20 protein-coding genes are annotated in these 20,821 nt (G+C 47.8%); 10 read left to right on the forward strand and 10 right to left on the reverse strand.

Features of this window, described 5'->3' with window-relative positions; translation table 11 throughout:
* Window positions 1-140 precede the first annotated feature (140 nt).
* The 5 genes from EOJ37_RS06000 to trmN all read right to left on the reverse strand — a co-directional run bounded on the left by EOJ37_RS06000 (window position 141) and on the right by trmN (window position 3,938).
* Complete coding sequence (locus tag EOJ37_RS06000) at window positions 141-635, reverse strand: SoxR reducing system RseC family protein (protein ID WP_127958869.1); 495 nt, start codon at window positions 633-635, stop codon at window positions 141-143.
* A complete protein-coding gene (rseB, locus tag EOJ37_RS06005) occupies window positions 632-1,588 on the reverse strand; it encodes a sigma-E factor regulatory protein RseB (protein WP_127958871.1) in 957 nt (318 codons plus the stop codon). Before rseB ends, EOJ37_RS06000 begins: the two co-directional genes overlap by 4 nt.
* Before the next feature lie 2 nt (window positions 1,589-1,590).
* Window positions 1,591-2,286 carry an anti-sigma-E factor RseA gene (gene rseA, locus EOJ37_RS06010; RefSeq protein WP_127958873.1) on the reverse strand — a complete coding sequence of 232 codons (696 nt, stop codon included), beginning with the start codon at window positions 2,284-2,286 and terminating at the stop codon, window positions 1,591-1,593.
* 30 nt (window positions 2,287-2,316) lie between these two features.
* Window positions 2,317-2,892 (reverse strand): RNA polymerase sigma factor RpoE, encoded by a 576-nt coding sequence (gene rpoE, locus EOJ37_RS06015; protein WP_127958875.1) that lies wholly within the window; start codon window positions 2,890-2,892, stop codon window positions 2,317-2,319.
* Window positions 2,893-3,191: 299 nt separating this feature from the next.
* The gene (gene trmN / locus EOJ37_RS06020) at window positions 3,192-3,938 is read right to left on the reverse strand and encodes a tRNA(1)(Val) (adenine(37)-N(6))-methyltransferase TrmN (protein ID WP_206194028.1); all 747 of its coding nucleotides are present in this window, start codon (window positions 3,936-3,938) and stop codon (window positions 3,192-3,194) included.
* 131 nt (window positions 3,939-4,069) lie between these two features.
* Here trmN and srmB point away from each other — a divergent pair, with 131 nt between their 5' ends.
* Window positions 4,070-5,386, forward strand: a complete 1,317-nt coding sequence (srmB, locus tag EOJ37_RS06025) for an ATP-dependent RNA helicase SrmB (protein WP_127958877.1) — start codon at window positions 4,070-4,072, stop codon at window positions 5,384-5,386.
* 86 nt (window positions 5,387-5,472) lie between these two features.
* Here srmB and grcA read toward each other — a convergent pair whose 3' ends face one another.
* Window positions 5,473-5,856 carry an autonomous glycyl radical cofactor GrcA gene (gene grcA, locus EOJ37_RS06030; RefSeq protein WP_127958879.1) on the reverse strand — a complete coding sequence of 128 codons (384 nt, stop codon included), beginning with the start codon at window positions 5,854-5,856 and terminating at the stop codon, window positions 5,473-5,475.
* Between the two features lie 558 nt (window positions 5,857-6,414).
* Between grcA and ung the strand changes: the two genes are divergently transcribed.
* Window positions 6,415-7,092, forward strand: a complete 678-nt coding sequence (gene ung, locus EOJ37_RS06035) for a uracil-DNA glycosylase (protein WP_127958881.1) — start codon at window positions 6,415-6,417, stop codon at window positions 7,090-7,092.
* 55 nt (window positions 7,093-7,147) lie between these two features.
* Here ung and grpE read toward each other — a convergent pair whose 3' ends face one another.
* Complete coding sequence (gene grpE / locus EOJ37_RS06040; RefSeq protein WP_127958883.1) at window positions 7,148-7,735, reverse strand: nucleotide exchange factor GrpE; 588 nt, start codon at window positions 7,733-7,735, stop codon at window positions 7,148-7,150.
* Between the two features lie 124 nt (window positions 7,736-7,859).
* On the opposite strand from grpE, the gene nadK reads away from it, so the two are divergent.
* The 3 genes from nadK (at window position 7,860) to bamE (ending at window position 11,039) form a co-directional block, all read left to right on the forward strand.
* A complete protein-coding gene (gene nadK / locus EOJ37_RS06045) occupies window positions 7,860-8,738 on the forward strand; it encodes an NAD(+) kinase (protein ID WP_127958884.1) in 879 nt (292 codons plus the stop codon).
* Window positions 8,739-8,890: 152 nt separating this feature from the next.
* Window positions 8,891-10,552 carry a DNA repair protein RecN gene (gene recN / locus EOJ37_RS06050; protein ID WP_127958886.1) on the forward strand — a complete coding sequence of 554 codons (1,662 nt, stop codon included), beginning with the start codon at window positions 8,891-8,893 and terminating at the stop codon, window positions 10,550-10,552.
* Between the two features lie 148 nt (window positions 10,553-10,700).
* Window positions 10,701-11,039, forward strand: a complete 339-nt coding sequence (gene bamE / locus EOJ37_RS06055) for an outer membrane protein assembly factor BamE (protein ID WP_127958888.1) — start codon at window positions 10,701-10,703, stop codon at window positions 11,037-11,039.
* A gap of 185 nt (window positions 11,040-11,224) precedes the next feature.
* Here the strand turns inward: bamE and EOJ37_RS06060 are convergent, their stop codons facing one another.
* A complete protein-coding gene (locus EOJ37_RS06060) occupies window positions 11,225-12,514 on the reverse strand; it encodes an HlyC/CorC family transporter (protein ID WP_127958890.1) in 1,290 nt (429 codons plus the stop codon).
* Window positions 12,515-12,600: 86 nt separating this feature from the next.
* Window positions 12,601-13,374, reverse strand: a complete 774-nt coding sequence (locus EOJ37_RS06065) for a cytochrome C assembly family protein (protein ID WP_127958892.1) — start codon at window positions 13,372-13,374, stop codon at window positions 12,601-12,603.
* A gap of 258 nt (window positions 13,375-13,632) precedes the next feature.
* Between EOJ37_RS06065 and ffh the strand changes: the two genes are divergently transcribed.
* From ffh to rplS, 5 genes are all read left to right on the forward strand, one after another.
* Window positions 13,633-14,994 (forward strand): signal recognition particle protein, encoded by a 1,362-nt coding sequence (gene ffh / locus EOJ37_RS06070; protein WP_127958894.1) that lies wholly within the window; start codon window positions 13,633-13,635, stop codon window positions 14,992-14,994.
* A 329-nt stretch (window positions 14,995-15,323) separates the two neighbouring features.
* Complete coding sequence (gene rpsP / locus EOJ37_RS06075) at window positions 15,324-15,572, forward strand: 30S ribosomal protein S16 (protein WP_127958896.1); 249 nt, start codon at window positions 15,324-15,326, stop codon at window positions 15,570-15,572.
* An 18-nt stretch (window positions 15,573-15,590) separates the two neighbouring features.
* Window positions 15,591-16,139: a ribosome maturation factor RimM gene (gene rimM, locus EOJ37_RS06080; protein WP_127958898.1), complete on the forward strand. Its 549-nt coding sequence runs from the start codon at window positions 15,591-15,593 to the stop codon at window positions 16,137-16,139.
* A 49-nt stretch (window positions 16,140-16,188) separates the two neighbouring features.
* The gene (gene trmD, locus EOJ37_RS06085; RefSeq protein WP_127958900.1) at window positions 16,189-16,932 is read left to right on the forward strand and encodes a tRNA (guanosine(37)-N1)-methyltransferase TrmD; all 744 of its coding nucleotides are present in this window, start codon (window positions 16,189-16,191) and stop codon (window positions 16,930-16,932) included.
* A 72-nt stretch (window positions 16,933-17,004) separates the two neighbouring features.
* The gene (gene rplS, locus EOJ37_RS06090; protein WP_127958903.1) at window positions 17,005-17,352 is read left to right on the forward strand and encodes a 50S ribosomal protein L19; all 348 of its coding nucleotides are present in this window, start codon (window positions 17,005-17,007) and stop codon (window positions 17,350-17,352) included.
* Between the two features lie 320 nt (window positions 17,353-17,672).
* On the opposite strand, the gene EOJ37_RS06095 is transcribed toward rplS, so the two are convergent.
* Window positions 17,673-20,813, reverse strand: coding sequence for an efflux RND transporter permease subunit (locus EOJ37_RS06095; RefSeq protein ID WP_127958905.1), 3,141 nt, complete (start codon window positions 20,811-20,813; stop codon window positions 17,673-17,675).
* Window positions 20,814-20,821 lie beyond the last annotated feature (8 nt).

Here is a 20,821-nt window from a genome sequence, read left to right on the forward strand (position 1 = left end):
CGCTAACGCCTGTAGGCTAGGCTGTTACTTGAATGACATCATGAATATTTTCTAACCCGCGATGATTGTTCAGCGGAACAGGGGCAGAGCTTGGCAAAACTGTTGAAGATTGCCACCGAGAGTTTTACCACTCGCTACAATCACGATGAGAGTTGGATAGAGTGTGGAGGATGGCTCTCCTGTGCAACACGCGAGGAATTTGGCAACGGCAACACCTGCAACAACACCGGCTGCCAACCACCTCTTTTGGACAACTTTGGTGCGAGATACCTGGCCAGCAAAAACGCCACAGAACCACCAAATATTGCACCGCATAACGCAGCAATATCATTGTCAAACTGCCACTGGAGTAGCGCTGCACCGAACAATAAACCCAACAACGGGGTGATATAAACCAGCGCAGCAGAACGCAATAGATTCGTGGTTACTAGCCCCAGTTCGACCTGCTGACCTGGTCGCAACGGCTGAGCCACAGTCAACTGTAACTGATTTCTGTGTTCAGTGGCTGCACTGCCAACTACCCCTGCAGCACAATTGGAACGTGATTGACACCCAGCACAACTACTGTTTAGCTGGCATTGTACAACAGCAACACCGTGCTGCCAGGACTGCACTGTTGCCCAAATCCTGATCATTGTGCTTGAACCTTAAAAGAGAGACTGCTGGCAATCCGTTTTGCTGTTGACGGCGGTAGTTCACCCACCACCGTGATTTCATTACCATTGCGCGTTTCAGTCTGAATGGTGCGGCGACCTTGACGATAAAACTGCTGCCCCACATTACTACCGGACGGGCTGATATTGACGGAAAAACTAAACAAACCATCGCTATAAAGGCGAGACTCAACAGGTTCACTGATATTGGGCAACTTACGGCGGCTACGAGCCACCTCATGCATTCCGGCCGGCACCCATCCGATACTCCAATCAAGCTCGACGTTCTCTGCTGCTGGCAGTGAAAGCCGTGGCGGTGAGCTGATGCTGAGCAGTTCTTGCATTTCGCTTTTTACCTGCTCTCCCTCCAACAGAGAAATCACACGGTATTGCTCCAACGGCTCACCATCACGATCAAGTAATTCAATGCGTAACGGCAGTTTAGTGACGCTATCAATCCAAATGACATAGCTATAGCGTGAACCGTCGCGGGCAACAATGCGGAATGCTTCCGACAAACGATCAGCAATACGATTTCGGCCGACTGGAATAAAATCGTAATACTTCTCCAAGTAGCTAAAATCAGCAAACACTATCGCGGGCAGCGCATCAACAATATGGTCACCCGCTAGCGTGAACGCTTCCAATCCAGGTTCAAAATAGCTGATACCACCAATATGGCTGACCACTTCACGCCGTGGTCCATCCATATGCAAAAGTTGCCCTAGCGGCTGCTTGTCAATCACTGCATGTCGATAGCGCAGGGAATCAATACCCTGCTTGCTGATGCTAATGTAGGAAATTTCATAGTCGAGTGAACGACCAGCACGGCTCATCTGTTGCAGCACATCCACTGGCTGTGGATTCGCGTGTGCAATGCCAAATGAGAACAGAGTGGCCGTTACAATACAAAGGCAAGAACAGAGTGTTTTCATCACTACTGTTGTATTCCTAAAGCATGGGACCCAGTGACCTGTTCCACCATATGCTGTGGCGTCAGTTGTTCCAACTCCAGCAGATCCGAATGCAAACGCCGTTGCAACTCATAATCCTGAAGCATGGCATTGATCCGTTTACGTTGCTCCTGGACCTGCTGCTGTTGACCATTACTAATCGACAAACTTTGTGCAGGAACGCCTAAACTGACCGGGGAAGCTTGTCCCATAATCGGTATGGTATTAAATGCAGGAGACTCAAAACCTTGTTCTGTCGCTGCTGGTTGCTTGTAATACTGAACACCAACAATCACAAATAACGAAACACTGGCAGCAACCCCAACTTGCATTAGTTGACCTATCCAAGGACGAACACGTTGACTCAATGGAAGTCGCACCGTCTCGTTGACTGCCCGCTTGTTAAACTCGCTGTTAGATTGGTTGCTATCCCCTGGATGAGGCTGTGCTTCAAGTATGCCTGAGGGAATTAAGCGTACTGGCTCTTTTTCTAACGCAGCAGCAACTCGACTAGCAATATCGATATGGATCACATCACTACTGTCACCACGCAACACATCACGTATTAAGTGATAACTCTGCCAGCTTTGTTGCAGTGTCCTATCCTTCGCTAACGAAACCAGCAGCTCGTTATCGAACATTTCGCCATCCATCAAAGCGGAAAGCTTTTCTCTCTGCATAGTTAATACCCTTTCAGTGTCCGCTATCACTTAACGCTGGAGCAACGGTTGAACTTTATTATCGATAGCTTCCCTAGCACGAAAAATACGCGAACGCACTGTTCCAACGGGGCAATCCATAATTTCGGCTATCTCTTCATAGCTCAGACCATCCAGCTCTCGCAGGGTGATTGCCACACGCAAATCCTCCGAGAGAGACTCAATAGTCTGAAAAACTATCTGGCTCAGTTCCTCTGACAACATTAAGTTCTCAGGGTTCGCAATCTCTTTCAAGTTAGTTGCCGTTTCGTGACTCTCCGCATCATTTGCGTCAATATCACTTGACGGAGGGCGGCGCCCCTGAGCTACCAGATAATTTTTTGCTGTATTGACCGCAATTCGGTACAACCAAGTGTAAAAAGCACTATCACCACGGAACGACTCCAATGCGCGATAGGCTTTGATGAACGACTCCTGCACCACATCAGGCACATCCCCCTGTGGCACATAACGGGAAACAAGGCTCGCCACCTTATTCTGATAGCGAACCACAAGTAAATTGAACGATTTCTGATCACCATTTTGGGTTCGTTCAACCAAAACCAAATCCGTTAGCTGCTCACTCATCCGAGGTAAATTCTCCTCAAGCTCATTTAGACGTGCAAAATTACCATCCCGCCAGTCATACACAATTATTTCCTGAGCAAGCACTCGCTTGGAGTTCACACAGAACGTAAAGTTCCATGTGCAGGCTTATTTTTTCTCACTGCTCGTCAGAGCAATTTCAGGCTACTACCTAAGGGCAACGCATTCATCCAACACCACGGTGAGTCAGCATGGTTGACTCACCAAGCAATCAGGAAAGTAAAAACCACTCTTGTCAATAAAGCAAGCATCGCTCCCGTTTTGCCCAACAAAGTTATCATTCAATAATGCAGATAAAAATCACCAATTAACTGGCAGAACTGGGCCGAGTAACCACCTTCTGTATTTTTTATCACCAGATGTGCCTGTTGTTCTGGCTGCTTCTGCCGCGTTAGTGTCAATATCATACGATGGTTTGCAGTATCGTCTCGATCACTGATAGTTAACCGATGTGCGCTATACCAACCTTGTTGCCGTGCTTGTTGCTGAAAATTCTCACCAACACGATAAGGCAGAATAAGACAAAAGCGCCCATCATCACTAATCAGCCGCTGCGCGCAATCAAGCAATCCACGGTGCGTCAGTTTTTGTGTGTAACGCGCATCAGCACGTGCACTGTCACGGCAGGCAACTGCCGGTTCAAAATAAGGGGGGTTGCTGACAATCAAGTCATAACTATCATCGTTCGGTGCAACAAAGTGATGGATATCCTGATGATGGACCGTCACTTTCTCCGGCCACGGCGAAGCGCGCACATTATCTCTCGCTTGTATCGCTGCCGCTTCATCCAGTTCTACCGCATCGATAAAGACATCAGTTGCTGTGCGTTGGGCAATCATCAATGCAATCAACCCACTGCCACAACCAATATCCAATACCCGCTGAGTACGTTCAATATTTACCCAAGCACCCAATATTACCCCATCAGTACCCACTTTCATTGCACAACGATCATGGGCAATGAAAAACTGTTTGAAGGTAAATCCGCCACGACGCAGCGGAGTTTCTGTTTTAGGCTTATCATTCACAACATTCACCAAAAGAAAAAGTGGCTCTCAGCTCAGCGCTTATCCATCAGCCTAACAGATAGGTTGACGCTAAAAAAGGTGAACCTCAGCGCTAACCCGTTTATAATCTGCGCCCCAAGCAGAGGTAGCACATGACAATAACCCGTTTTTCTGAACTTGAACTCGATGAACGCCTACTCACCGCATTAAGTGAGAAAGGTTACCTTCGGCCCACGGCCATCCAGGCTACCGCTATCCCACCCGCGATGGATGGTCGTGATGTGTTAGGTTCAGCGCCAACTGGCACTGGTAAAACCGCCGCATTCTTGCTACCCGTATTACAGCATCTGCTCGACTTTCCACGTAAAAAATCTGGCCCACCACGGGTGCTGATCCTTACTCCAACCCGTGAGTTGGCGATGCAGGTAGCAGAACAGGCTCGAGAGCTCGCTGCACATACCTCGCTAGACATCGCCACCATCACTGGCGGCGTTGCCTATATGAATCACGCAGAAGTTTTCAGTGAAAATCAGGATCTGGTGGTCGCTACCACCGGGCGGCTATTGCAATATATCCGCGAGGAAAATTTCGATTGCCGTGCAGTCGAAACGCTGATCCTCGATGAAGCTGACCGCATGCTTGATATGGGTTTTTCACAAGATATCGAAACCATCTCGGCTGAAACCCGCTGGCGTAACCAGACTCTGCTGTTCTCAGCCACGTTAGAAGGCGATGCGATTCGGGATTTCGCTGAACGGATCTTAAATGATCCCGTAGAAGTTGAAGCTGACCCATCACGGCGCGAACGCAAAAAAATCCACCAGTGGTACTACCGTGCTGATGACTTAAAGCACAAGACTGCACTATTGATTCATCTGCTACAGCAGCCTGACGTACAAAAATCGGTCATCTTTGTGCGTAAACGCGAACGGGTACATGAGTTGGCGACTTGGTTACGTGAAGCCAATATCGCCAGTTGCCACCTTGAAGGTGAAATGGTGCAAGCCAAACGTAATGAGGCAATCAAACGTATGCTAGATGGACGGGTTAATGTCCTGATTGCAACCGATGTCGCTGCACGTGGCCTCGATATTCTCGATATCACACATGTGTTCAACTTTGATATGCCAATAACTGCCGATACTTATCTGCATCGCATCGGAAGAACTGGACGTGCCGGACGTAAAGGAACCGCTATCTCCCTGGTTGAGGCGCACGATCATCTGCTATTAGGCAAAGTGAGCCGTTACCTCAATGAGCCATTAAAAGCGCGTGTTATTGATTCTCTACGCCCAATCACCAAGCCACCCAGCGAAAAAAACAACGGAAAACCTTCGAAAAAAGTACTGGCGAAACGCGCAGAAGAGAAGCTGAAGAATAAGCCGAAAGTAAAAGCAAAGTTACGTCAGCGCGACGTAAAAAATGTCGGTAAGCGCCGTAAACCAGCAGCAAAAGCTCACAGCGACTGATTGCAAATAAAAAGCCCCCAGACTTCAAGTCGCCAGGGGGCTTCACCTAACCAAAGCAGTGCTGTTGCTGGCAATGCCGGTGATCGCTACAAACTTTCAGTAAAAGTACGAGCGATAACATCACGCTGCTGTTCTGGTGTCAGTGAGTTAAAGCGCACTGCATAGCCAGAAACACGGATCGTCAACTGCGGGTATTTTTCTGGATTCTTCACGGCGTCTTCCAACGTTTCACGCCGCAGCACATTTACATTCAGGTGCTGACCACCTTCTACACGCACAGTGGGTTTCACTTCCATGGGCACTTCGCGATACTCGAACTGCCCCAGTTGTTCTACTGGAACGATTTGATCTTCTTGATACTCGGCTTTCGCACAGACACAACGTGCTTCGGACTTCTCTTCATCCAGCAACCAGAATGAGTTCACCAGTGCCTGATTGTTTGCCTTAGTGATTTGGATACCTGTAATCATATTATTGCCTCCATATCGGGGAGAAAAATTTTATCTCGCTGAAACTCAGCCACGATACCGACTGTTTTATTTGCCAAAATCGGTTATTTGGTAAAACCAATGCTACCTTATTGTCCTGTATACCAGCCCAAGGGAAGACGTTCTTTGATACAAATCAATTTCCCCAAGGTGCCGCAAAATCACCAAACCATAAAATAATGTTTTAAATCAATTTTACTCATTTTTCGCTACAAATTATTTTTGTAAATTTTCAAAATTTTTTGCACTGATGCGTGAAATAGCAGAACACTATTTCACTGTAATGCAGCACACGGTAAGCTATAGCCACTCAGAGCAGAGCCTGACTTTTAATATAGCCCGCCGTTACCGTGCCAGACAGTCAGCCATCTAATCAGATCAATGCTAAACAATCGATAACGGTAATTTGTACGGTTCGACCCTCTCTCTACCCTCGACAAGTCGATCAATGTGTTGGCTGAATTGAGTTTTATATAGAGGCAGTTCTGGCTACCCTGAGTACAACACTGCATCCTTTATCACACTACAAGGAGAACGTTGATGTCTGATTCGTTAACGTGGCACGACGTCATTGGTACCGAAAAAAAGCAGCCCTACTTTCTCGAAACGCTCGCCTTCGTTGCAGCCGAACGCCAAACGGGCAAAACCATCTACCCACCCGCTCAAGATGTCTTTAATGCCTTTCGTTTTACTGAATTCACTGATGTCAAAGTAGTGATTTTAGGCCAGGACCCTTATCATGGCCCCAATCAGGCACATGGTCTGTCGTTTTCCGTTCGGCCTACTGTTCCGCCGCCACCGTCACTGGTGAATATGTATAAAGAGCTAGCGACCGATATCCCCGGTTTCGAACGGCCAACACACGGTTATCTAAAAAGTTGGGCAGAACAGGGCGTGTTACTGCTTAATACCGTACTAACAGTAGAAGGGGGAAGAGCACACTCTCATGCTAATTTAGGTTGGGAGACATTTACCGATCGTGTGATCGCCGCATTGAATCAGCATCGTAATGGATTGGTTTTTCTACTTTGGGGCAGTCATGCACAGAAAAAAGGGGCATTTATTGATCAAAAACGGCACCACGTACTAAAAGCACCACACCCTTCACCGCTCTCGGCTCATCGTGGTTTCTTTGGCTGCCGTCATTTCTCACAAACCAATCAATTTCTCGCGCAACAGGGCCTATCGCCTATTGATTGGTCACCTCGTTTGCCATAAGTGTTTAAAAACCGAACCCCTGGTAGTTAAGAGGTTCGGTGATCAGCAATAGCACTTATTCAGATTTAGCTTTCGAAACCGCAACCATCGCTGGTCTGAGTAAGCGTCCATTAAGTGTGTAGCCTTTTTGCATCACCATCATCACCTGATTCGGTTGATGCTCCGGTGACTCAATCAAACTCATCGCTTGATGAAGATCCGGATTGAACGGTACTAACGTTTCACCAACCACTTCAATACCGTGTTTGCGCACCGCATCAAGCAAAGATTTCAGTGTCAGCTCAATCCCTTCCACCATTGAAACCAATTCAGGATTTGCTTTATCAACCAATTCCAGCGCCCGCTCCAGGTTATCGATCACTGGCAGCAAATCAGCAGAAAAGCGTTCCAGTGCAAACTTATGTGCTTTCTCAACATCCAGTTCACATCTACGACGAACGTTTTCCACTTCGGCCTTGGCCCGTAGCAAGCTATCACGCTCATTTTGTTGCGCTTTAGCCAACTCGGCCTCTAATTCGGCAATCCGTTGATTGAGAGACTCGACACTTTCCACCACCTCTGGCACGCTCTCTTCACATTGTGTTTGCTGCTGTATTTCTTCCGAGACTGGCTCGTTAGGCGTATTTTGTCCTGTGCTACTCATTAATATCTCCGCATTTTCACATTAACCTCGCAACTTCGCTTATTATGGGGATCAATACTTGAGTTTCAAGTCAACCGGTTGCAATGTGGGGCATAAACCTGCTTCGGTAAGGAAAATCACTACCATGAATAAAAAGTTTACATGCATTGGTATCGTTGGCCATCCACGCCACCCTTCGGCGTTAGCTACACATGAAATGCTATTCTACTGGCTCACTTCGCGCGGTTATAACGTGATTGTTGAGCGCCAGATTGCTCTCGCACTCAATCTGACTGAAGCCCTCACTGCCAGCTTATCGGAAATTGGTCAGCGAGCTGATCTTGCTGTCGTTGTCGGTGGTGATGGTAACATGCTGGGTAGTGCACGCACCTTGGCACGTTATCCGATCAAAGTGATCGGTGTTAATCGTGGTAACCTTGGTTTTCTGACAGATCTCGACCCTGATAACGCGTTACAGCAACTCGCTGAGGTATTGGAAGGTGAATATATTGATGAGCAGCGCTTTCTATTAGAAGCCGTAGTACATAAACAGCAACAGCCGTGTCACTCTAGTACCGCAATTAATGAAGTGGTTCTACACCCTGGCAAAGTAGCACACATGATCGAGTTTGAAGTCTATATTGATGATCGCTTTGCTTTCTCACAGCGTTCAGACGGTCTGATCATTGCAACTCCTACCGGATCCACCGCTTATTCACTATCTGCTGGAGGCCCAATCCTGACACCTTCTCTAGATGCAATCGCTCTGGTGCCCATGTTCCCACATACCCTCTCGGCTCGGCCCCTAGTGATTAACAGTAGCAGCACTATTCGCCTCAAGTTTGCCCAAACCGGTAACCCACTGGAGATCAGTTGTGATAGCCAGATCGCACTGCCGATCCAAGACGGAGAAGAAGTACTGATCAGGCGCAGCGAGTTTCAACTCAATCTAATCCACCCAAAAGATTATAGTTATTTCAATACATTAAGCACAAAATTGGCATGGTCAAAAAAATTGTTCTAACAATCACTCAGCCTCTTTACTGTATATTTATTCAGTATATACTGTATATAACAACAGTTATATTTACCGACCCACTCTTGGCTGTTCTTTCTGTTCGAGATGCCATTGGTAAAAGTACAGCTAACGAGTGGCAGTAAAACAGGGAGGCCCTGATGCTTACACAATTAACTATCAGCAACTTTGCCATCGTACGCGAGCTAGAGATTGACTTTCAAGCCGGAATGACCGTCATCACAGGTGAAACCGGGGCAGGTAAATCGATTGCTATTGATGCACTAGGACTCTGCCTAGGCAATCGGGCCGATGGTGACTCCGTGCGGCAAGGCGCTTCACGGGCTGATATCTGTGCTCGTTTCTCGTTAGCTGATACCCCATCTGCGCGTAACTGGCTAGAAAAAAACCAACTTGATGATCACAACGAGTGTCTGCTGCGACGAGTGATCAGCAAAGATGGACGTTCACGTGGGTTTATCAATGGTACCGCTGTACCTATCTCACAACTGCGCGAATTAGGCCAACAACTGATCCAGATCCACGGTCAGCATGCACACCAATTATTGCTCAAGCCTGAACATCAAAAACAGTTACTTGATGCCTACCTAGCAGATCCGGCTTTAACTCTTGCCATGCGACAAGCCTATCAACAGTGGCACCAAAGCTGCCGCGCCCTCTCGCAGTATCAACAGCAGACCCTTGAACTGGATGCTCGCCAACAGTTACTACAATATCAGTTGAAAGAGTTAAATGAATTTGCCCCGCTCAGTGGTGAGTTTGAACAGAACGATCTTGAGTACAAACGGCTGTCCAACAGCAATCAACGGTTGGCAATCAGCCAGCAAGCGCTACAACTGCTCACTGAGCATGACCAGCACAATATGCTCAGCCAACTCCATAGCACCAAGCAACTGCTACTGGAACTCTCAGCAATAGATAACCAATTACTGCCCCTGTTAGAAATGCTAGACGCCGCAGCGATCCAACTCAAAGAAGTCAGTGATGAACTGCATCACTACGCAGATCATACCGAGTTTGATCCCAACCGCTTGCATGATCTGGAGCAGCGAGTATCACGACAGATCAATTTGGCACGCAAACATCGTATTGCGCCGGAAACCCTGCCGGAACTTCACCAACAATTGCTTGATGAACAAAAACGCATCACACAACGGGAAACACATCATCAGCAACTGCAAACTGATATGGAGCATTATCACCAACAGGCATTGGCGTTGGCGCAACAGCTACACCAAAAAAGGCAACAATATGGCAATGAACTGGCGGCACTAATCAGTGAAAGTATGCACACACTCGCCATGCCACACGGGCAATTCAGCATTCAGCTGAGTTTTGAACCGCAGCATCTCGCCAATGATGGTGCCAGCCGCATTGAGTTTTGTGTCTCCACCAACCCAGGGCAACCACTGCAACCTTTGGGCAAAGTCGCTTCTGGGGGGGAACTTTCGCGTATTGCACTGGCGATCCAATTAATTAGCGCACGCAAAATGGAAACACCCGCCTTGATATTTGATGAAGTTGATGTCGGTATTAGTGGCCCTACTGCCGCAACGGTCGGTCGTCTGCTGCGGCAATTGGGTGACTCAACACAAGTCATGTGCGTCACCCACCTACCACAAGTTGCTGGTTGTGGCCACCACCACTTTTTTGTCAGTAAGTCTAGCAACGGTGTAGAAACAGAGACACAGATGTCAGCCTTGAACAAAACTGCCAGACTACAAGAGTTGGCACGGTTGCTGGGTGGTAATGCTGTAACCAAAAATACGCTGGCAAATGCCAAAGAGTTACTAGCAGCTTAATCTGGCCACTTGAGGAAATTAGAAGCATTGGCGAACAGCACAGGCTAGATCGGCAGTATATTGGCGCGCTCTTGGCACTATAAAGGTTTTCAAGCACCGAAAGGTCTATTATCATCTCTATTCTGAGCCCTAATGGAATCTATCGACTATGCGCTGCAAAACGATGGCAATTGCCACCACAGTTTTTATGATGTTCACCACCGGTTGTTCTACCCTGGAAAAGGCCGTCTATCGCCCTGACATTAACCAAGGTAACTACCTTACCGCCAGTGATGTGGCAAAAGTTCATACCGGAATGACACAACAGCAGGTTGCCTATGTTCTGGGAACACCGATGATGCAAGATCCGTTTGGTACCCAAACTTGGTTCTATGTATTCCGCCAACAGCCGGGACATAAAACCATTACTCAGCAAACCTTAACACTAACGTTTAATAGCGCAGGTATTCTGACCGATATACAGAATAAACCCGCTCTGGCACAGTAACCCGTTCTTACTGCTGCCAACCTATCACTGCAAGCTAATCCGTGTATATACTAGAAAAAACCGCCGGTTGTATCAGCAACAGGCGGCATGGATGAGATCTGATGCGGTTATTGCGTGTTTAAGCTGTTGTATCGACCATTACTGCAACGACTACGCTCAGTCGCGGCTGGTTTGAATTTTTTAAATCAACCATCTTGTACACTTGATTGCAGCGACTTGATCGGGGTAACACGCACCTGCTTGATCATGTTCTCCTGCACATCAAGAATATCGATCTCATAACTATCAATACGCACCCGTGTGCCGACACAGGGGATTTCTTCTAACTCTTCCAACAACATGCCGTTGATTGTGCGTGCATCGTTAGCGGGTAACGACCAGTTAAAGGCTTTATTCAACTCGCGCACGTTGGCGGTTCCATCAATCAACACTGATCCATCACTCTGTGGATTAACTTCCTCTGCTAATGTTGGTGACATCGAAGTGGTAAAATCACCAACAATCTCCTCCAGAATATCCTCAACTGTCACCAAACCTTGGATATCGCCATATTCATCAACCACAATTCCTACTTTCTCCTTGTTGCGTTGGAATTTCACCAACTGAATATTTAATGGTGTCCCTTCCGGTACATAGTAAATTTTATCAGCGGCACGTAACAGGTTTTCTTTATTGAATTCTTTCTTTTCTGTCATCAAACGATAGGCTTCACGTACCCGCAACATACCAATCGCATCATCCAACGAATCACGATACAGCACAATCCGACCATGAGGAGAGTGAGTCAACTGACGCATGACCGATTTCCACTCATCATTAACATCAATACCAACGATCTCATTACGCGGCACCATAATGTCATCCACTGTCACCTTCTCAAGATCGAGCACCGATAGCAGCATATCCTGATTACGACGTGAAATTTTAGAGTGTGACTCATTCACTATGGTACGTAACTCATCTTTGCTGAGAGCGGCACTAAGTTGATTATTCAATCGGATGCCAAAAATACTCAACAACAGTGAAGTGATGCTATTCAGCAACCATACCAGTGGAAACATCAATTTTTGCAATGGACTGAGCAGGAAACTGCTTGGTAACGCAATCCGCTCTGGATGCAGAGCAGCAAAAGTTTTTGGCAATACTTCGGCAAATAACAGCACCACCAGTGTCAGTACCCCAGTGGCGATGGCAACACCAATGTCACCATACAGACGCATGCCGACGATAGTCCCCAACGCAGACGCAAGAATATTGACCAAGTTATTGCCGATCAACACCAAACTGATCAAGCGCTCAGGGTTCTTCAGCAGTTTCTCGGCACGACGTGCGCTGCGATTCCCCTGCTGTGATAAGTGACGAAGGCGATAGCGATTAAGCGTCATCATGCTAGTTTCAGATGCAGAAAAATAAGCAGAGATCACTATCATAATCACTAGAATAAAGATGAGAGTCCCTGTTGAAACATGCTCCAACGCAGTATTCCTCAAGTAAAGGGAAAAAATTACCGTCTAACATTCAGCCCATGCCCAGTATTAATCCAGACAGGCATAACGACATATCAGATCAGGCGGCTACCAAAATAGGCTACGGTAAGTAACAACACACCGGAAAAGCTGGCCCAGACAACGCGACGACCACGCCAACCGTGACGGTAATGTCCCCATAGCAGAACGACATAAAGCACCCATGCCAATAGCGATAGCACAAATTTATGCCCGTTTTCTTTACCAAACAGGTTATCCATATACAACAAGCCAGTACACAGCGTCAACGTCAGTAACACCACACCAATCTGGGTGATATGCAATATCTTTCTCTCAATCCGCATCAATGGTGGCATCTCGACACTAAAAGTCAGCTTTTTGTGCTTCAGCAAATAATCCAGCCAAGCCAACTGAAAGGCGTAAAGTGCAGCAATGATCAGCGTCGCGTAGGCAAACAACGCTAACCCGATATGTACCATCAGTGTCGGACTGGCTTCAAGATGAGTGACAAACTCCCCAGGCAACAGACTGGCAAAGGCGAGATTGATGATGGCAAAACTGTAGACAATCGGCAGCAAAAACCAGCCACGATCACGTGAGGCAACCAGAGTCATCACTGAACAGATGATCAAACTCACTAACGAGCCGATATTCAGCAGACTAAAGTTTTGCCCAGAATCGAGATCAAAAATACGCTGCTGCAACACAATAGCATGGCAAATCAACGCGACCACTGCCGCAATCACAGCTGATTGACGGTATGCTCGATGTTTCCGCAGCAACCCAGGAATGATCAGCCCCAGGCTGAGCAGATAGGCTAGCAGAGCAACAACAGAAAAGTGTGGCATGGCGTTAAGTAGCGTCGGTATGGTTAATCAGAGTGTCAGTATATACCCTTATTTGTTGAAGTTGCAGTATTCAACTGATTAGGGTTGTCCTAGTGATTAGGATCCATTCTGTCAGCTTGAACTACAGATAGCCATCACAGGCCGCATCATCAACAACGTAACAGCTGAGATCATCACAAGATAGTGTTATAATCGCGCCAATTCTAACGCCATCACGGCTCGCAGTGTCGAGCCTGACTCTTGGATTGAGCATCAAATATGTTTGAAAACTTAACTGATCGATTGTCGCGCACACTACGCAATATCAGTGGCCGTGGTCGCCTGACTGAAGAGAACATTAAAGAAACCCTGCGTGAAGTGCGTATGGCTCTGTTGGAAGCCGACGTTGCCCTACCAGTAGTGCGTGATTTCATTACTCGGGTCAAAGAGAAAGCAGTTGGTCATGAGGTCAATAAAAGCCTAACCCCAGGTCAAGAGTTCATAAGAATTGTACAAAATGAACTAATTAGTGCCATGGGTGAGGTGAATAGTGAGCTTGATTTAGCCGCCCAGCCTCCAGCAGTAGTGTTAATGGCTGGTTTGCAAGGTGCCGGTAAAACCACCAGCGTAGCGAAACTCAGTAAGCATCTTAAAGAAAAACAAAAGAAAAAAGTGTTAGTGGTCTCTGCTGACGTTTATCGCCCTGCAGCGATTAAACAGTTAGCCACGCTGGCTGAAGGAGTTGGTATCGATTTTTTCCCCTCCAGTGTGGATGAAAAGCCTCTCGATATCGTCAACCGTGCGCTGCAACAGGCCAAACTGAAGTTTTACGATGTATTGATTGTGGATACCGCCGGTCGCTTACACGTCGACGAGGCGATGATGGAAGAGATCAAACAGATCCACGCAGCCATCACACCCGTCGAAACGCTGTTTGTTGTTGATGCAATGACAGGCCAAGATGCGGCGAATACCGCCAAAGCGTTTAACGATGCACTTCCCCTAACCGGGATTGTCTTAACCAAAATTGATGGTGATGCTCGTGGTGGTGCCGCACTCTCTATCCGTCACATCACCGGCAAACCGATCAAGTTTCTTGGTATTGGCGAAAAATCTGATGCGCTAGAGCCATTCCATCCTGATCGTGTTGCCTCGCGCATTCTTGGTATGGGTGACGTGCTATCGCTGATCGAAGATATCGAAAGTAAAGTCGATCGTGCTCAGGCAGAGAAGCTGGCTAACAAGTTAAAGAAAGGCGATGGATTTGATTTAACAGACTTTCTTGATCAACTCAAACAGATGCGCAACATGGGCGGCATGGCCAGTATGCTCAGCAAATTACCGGGTGCCGGTCAGTTGCCAGACAATGTAAAGTCACAAATGAATGATCAACTCTTGGTGCGTATGGAAGCGATCATCAACTCGATGACACTCAAAGAGCGCGCGAAACCAGATATCATCAAAGGATCACGCAAACGCCGCATTGCTATGGGTTCTGGTGTGCAAGTGCAAGACGTCAACCGGCTGTTGAAACAGTTCGACGATATGCAACGCATGATGAAGAAAATGAAAAAAGGCGGATTAGCCAAAATGATGCGCGGCATGAAAGGGATGATGCCACCGGGTTTTCCTGGTCGTTAACTTCACATTTTATTGCCAGTTAATTTATTGATAGCTTTACTTTTAACTGGCAAAAAACACGATATCACTAAAAAGCCCACCACCAATTTGCGCTTTAGATTGCTTTTGGCGTCAAAATGGGTAAAATTTTCGGGCTTTTTGTACCCACATTATCTAGTGAGTAAGGCGATTAGCAACTCTTTTTCCGAGTGCTACACTGCGGTTACCGCCTGTATATCTCAGGGTTTAGAGTGTGCGATCACCACCTACCGCTGGCAATGTTGAGTATCTATTGCAACCGGCCCCTGCCCTCAATGGGGCCGATTGTTTTATTAACTAAAGAGGATGTTATGGTAACAATTCGTTTGGCACGTGGCGGCGCTAAAAAGCGTCCGTTTTATCAAGTCGTAGTCACCGACAGCCGCAACCCGCGTGATGGTCGTTTTATCGAGCGTGTGGGCTTCTTTAACCCAATCGCTTCCGGTCAAGCGGAAGAACTGCGTCTGGATCTGGACCGCGTCGAGCATTGGCTGGGTCTGGGTGCTACCGCATCTGATCGCGTTCAGGCGCTGATCAAACAAGCAAAAAAAGCAGCATAATCTGTTGCGGTGGTAACAATGAGCAAACAACTTCATCCAGTAGCACCCTCTCAACCGCTAGTTCTCGGTAAAATGGGCTCTACTTACGGTATCCGTGGTTGGCTCAGAATGTTCTCATCCACCGAAGATGCCGAAAACATCTTTGACTATCAGCCCTGGTTTATCCAGCGTGCGGGTCAATGGCAACTCATTGAGTTGGAAGACTGGAAACGACATAACCACGATCTGATTATCAAAATCAAAGGTATTGATGATCGGGATGCGGCAAATCTGCTGACAAATTGCGAAATTATCGTAGATTCAGAACAATTGCCGCCGCTTGACGGTGATGATTATTACTGGAAAGACCTTATGGGCTGCCAAGTGATCACCACTGCCGGATACGAACTGGGCAAAGTCATCGACATGATGGAGACCGGTTCAAACGACGTCTTGGTTGTACGTGCCAATCTGAAAGATGCGTTCGGTATGAAGGAGCGGTTAATACCGTTTCTCCATCAGCAGGTTATCAAGAGAGTTGATCTCTCCATTAAGGTTATCGAAGTGGAATGGGATCCTGGTTTTTGACCACCGTATTTATCGTTAACGGTTGGCATAACAGTACGGAGATTGGCGCATGTTTATCGGTATTGTAAGCCTATTTCCGGAAATGTTTCGCGCCGTCACCGATTACGGGGTTACTGGCCGAGCAGTAAAAAATGGCCTATTAAGCGTACAGTGTTGGAGTCCACGCGACTTCACCCACGATCGACATCGTACCGTGGACGACCGCCCATATGGCGGTGGCCCTGGCATGTTGATGATGGTTCAGCCACTACGGGCTGCCATCTCTGCGGCAAAAGCTGCTGTAGGCGAGGGGGCAAAGGTGATTTATCTGTCACCTCAGGGGCGTAAACTGGATCAGACCGGTGTATGTGAGTTAGCCCGCAACCAGAAAATGATACTGGTCTGTGGTCGCTACGAAGGGATAGATGAGCGCGTGATCGAAACCGAAATTGACGAAGAATGGTCAATTGGTGATTACGTACTGAGTGGTGGTGAGCTACCGGCAATGATTCTGATCGACTCCGTCGCCCGTTTTCTGCCGGGAGTTTTGGGTCATCAGGCTTCAGCAGAAGAGGACTCTTTTGCCAGTGGATTACTCGATTGCCCACACTATACCCGCCCTGAGATACTGGAAGGGCTTGAAGTTCCAGCAGTATTACTGTCAGGAAATCATGCCCAGATACGTCGCTGGCGCTTGAAACAATCGCTTGGCCGTACTTGGCTTAGAAGATCTGAACTTCTACAAAGCCTAGCTCTGACTGACGAGCAAAAGGCGTTACTGGCCGAATTCCAGCGGGAATATCAGGCTAAGTAACGAAACCATCAGGGGATTCTGGATCATTCAGCATCGCCGATATATCAGTTTACCTAGGGTAAGAGACATACTATGAGCAACATTATTAAGCAACTTGAACAAGAACAGATGAAGCAGAACCTACCTGCTTTCCGCCCTGGTGATTCAGTGGAAGTGAAGGTATGGGTCGTTGAAGGCAGCAAAAAGCGTCTGCAGGCATTTGAGGGCGTGGTTATCGCCATTCGTAACCGCGGTCTGCACTCTGCATTCACTGTTCGTAAGATTTCCAACGGCGAAGGCGTTGAGCGCGTATTCCAAACTCACTCGCCAGTAGTTGACAGCATTACTGTTAAACGCCGTGGTGCCGTTCGTAAAGCTAAACTGTACTACCTGCGTGAGCGTACTGGTAAGGCTGCTCGTATTAAAGAGCGCTTAAACTAAGATACAGCACACGCTGCATCCCAAGTTAATAATTATAAAGGGCCTATCTCTATTGATAGGCCCTTTTTGCTGGTCACAGACCACCGCTATTTCACCATGCTAGCTGCGTACATCTGGTACGCAGGCCAGCCGTATGCAACATCGCTAACACTGCCTTTCGATAACAGATCCCGTTGACCAGTACCCAAATGGCCAATATCGTGCCGAACCTACTACTGAGACGGTCTAGCGAGTAACAGCAAAAGTGAGTAGAACCGAAAATGTCGACAGCCGGCTGCGCTAGGCAACAGGCTGTCGAATCAGCAAGGTGAGATAATCAATTAAGAATCGAGCGCTTGTTGCTGTTCTCCGGCGCTCTTGCTGCCGAACCGACGACGCACCACCACAAAGAACACCGGCACAAAGAAGATTGCCAGCACCGTTGCTGCCACCATCCCGCCCATTACACCGGTACCCACTGCATGTTGTGCGCCAGATCCTGCACCACTGCTGATAACCAGAGGCAACACACCGAGGATAAACGCCAACGATGTCATCAGAATTGGACGTAAACGCATACGTACCGCATCCAGCGTAGCTTCAATCAGCCCTTTGCCTTCTTTATCCATTAAGTCCTTGGCAAACTCAACAATCAGAATGGCGTTCTTCGCCGACAAGCCGATGGTCGTTAATAGCCCAACCTTGAAGTAAATATCATTCTCCAATCCACGTAAGCTAGTCGCCAGTAATGCACCAATTACACCGAGCGGCACTACCAGCATCACCGAGAAAGGAATCGACCAGCTCTCATACAGTGCAGCCAAACACAAGAACACCACAATCAGCGAAATTGCATACAGCGCCGGTGCCTGGTTACCCGCCAACCGCTCTTGATAGGACATTCCTGTCCAATCATAGCCGATACCCGCAGGCAACTTGCCCGCCAACTCTTCCATCAGTGCCATCGCTTCACCGGTACTGCGCCCAGGTGTAGCCTGGCCTTGGATCTGCATCGATGGCTGACCGTTATAACGCTCTAAGCGTGGTGAACCAAACTGCCAGCGTGCCGAAGAGAAGGCCGAGAATGGCACCATCTGACCATGACTACCACGGACATACCAGTTATCAATATCTTGCGGTAACATCCGGAACGGTGCTTCCGCTTGAATATAAACGCGCTTCACTCGGCCTCGGTCGATAAAATCATTGACATAAGCGCCACCGACAGCACTGCTGAGTGTGGTGTTGATATCATTGAGCGAAACACCAAGTGCTGCTGCCTTCTCTTGGTCAATATCCAACTTAAACTGCGGCGTATCCTCTAGGCCATTTGGGCGCACACGTACCAGTAACTCTGGGTGTTGTGCTGCCATTCCTAAAAGCTGATTACGTGCCTGAGTCAGTTTTTCATGCCCTAAATTACCTTGATCAAGCAGTTGGAAATCAAACCCGCTTGCGGTGCCTAACTCGACAATCGCTGGCAAATTGAAAGCGAATACAAAGCCATCCTTAATTTGTGAGAATGCCCCCATTGCGCGACCAATAATCGCCGGCACCTTGTTTGCAGCACCATGGCGCTCAGACCAATCTTTCAGGCTGATAAATGCCAATCCCGTATTCTGTCCCTGGCCACTAAAACCAAATCCATTCACTGTAAATACTGAACGCACATTATCGGCTTCTTTGGTGAGGAAGTGGGCATTGACCTGATCCATCACCAGTTGGGTACGCTCTTGGGTCGCACCAGCCGGTAGCTGCACCATCGCCAGTAACATGCCCTGATCTTCATCGGGTAAAAAGGATGCTGGCAGACGTATAAACAGAAATACCATCCCGACAACAATCGCCAAATAGATCACCAAATAGCGCCCAGCACTGCGCACCATGCTGGCAACACTGTTGGTGTAGTGATGAGTACTTTTGCTAAACAGACGGTTGAACCAGCCAAAAAACCCGGTGGTAATGCCATGATCGCCTTTCGGGATCGGTTTTAGCATTGTGGCACAGAGTGCTGGAGTCAAGATCAAGGCTACCAGTACTGAAAGCACCATCGCAGAAACAATGGTGATCGAAAACTGGCGATAGATAGCACCGGTAGAACCACCAAAGAAAGCCATCGGAATAAATACTGCCGACAACACCAAAGCGATACCGACCAACGCGCCCTGGATCTGCTCCATCGAACGCTTAGTCGCCTCCTTCGGTGATAATCCCTCCTCTGCCATCACGCGCTCAACGTTCTCAACCACGACAATCGCATCGTCAACCAATAGACCGATTGCCAGCACCATCGCAAACATCGTCAAGGTGTTAATCGAGAATCCAAACGCGGCCAGAATGGCAAATGTACCCAACAAAACCACCGGTACTGCGATAGTTGGGATCAGCGTAGCGCGGAAATTCTGCAAGAACAGATACATCACCAGAAATACCAGAATAATCGCCTCAATCAGTGTTTTAACCACTTCATTGATCGAAATTTTGACAAATGGTGTCGTATCATAAGGATAAACTGCACTCAAGCCAGCAGGGAAAAATGGCTCCAGTTGGCTCAATTCGGCTTTCACCGCAGTGGCAGTATTTAAGGCATTCGCCCCAGTCGCCAATTTAATCGCCAGACCGGCAGCAGGTTTGCCATTATAACGCGCAATGACATTGTAACCTTCGCCACCCAGTTCAATTTTGGCCACATCTCTCAGCCGTACTTGTGAACCATCGCTGTTCACCTTGAGCAAGATATTGCCGAACTCTTCTGGCGTGCTTAACCGTGTCTGTACAATAATCGAGGCATTCAGTTGTTGCCCTTTAACTGGCGGTGTTCCCCCCAGTTGACCACCAGCAATCTGGTTGTTCTGCACCCTGATTGCCGATACCACATCACCCGGCATCAACTGGAAATTATGTAACTTATTCGGATCTAACCAGATACGCATCGCATACTGCGAACCAAAAAGCTGTACACTGCCAACACCGGAAGTACGGCTCAGTCTATCCTGTACATTAGAACCGACGTAATCAGCGATATCTTCCTGTGTCATACTGCCGTCTTCCGAAATAAAGCCGACCACCATCAGGAAACTGCTGCTTGACTTACCAACCCGCACCCCTTGCTGCTGCACCTGTTGTGGCAACAGTGGCATGGCAAGTTGCAGTTTGTTCTGCACTTGCACCTGGGCAACATCGGGATCAGTATCTGAACTGAAAGTTAAGGTGATTTGGGCATTGCCCGCAGCATCGCTGCTGGAGGACATATAGAGCAGATTATCAATTCCATTCATATTCTGCTCAATCACCTGTGTAACGGTATCCTGTACCGTTTGTGCATCAGCGCCTGGGTAGCTGGCACCAATCGTCACCGCCGGTGGTGCAATATTAGGATATTGTGACACCGGCAACTTAATGATCGACAAAAGCCCCGCCAGCATCACGATAATAGCGAGTACCCACGCAAAGATCGGGCGATCTATAAAGAACTTAGCCATCGACTATC

Origin of the sequence: Serratia microhaemolytica, assembly GCF_004011885.1 — a bacterium.
GTDB lineage: Bacteria > Pseudomonadota > Gammaproteobacteria > Enterobacterales > Enterobacteriaceae > Serratia_G > Serratia_G microhaemolytica.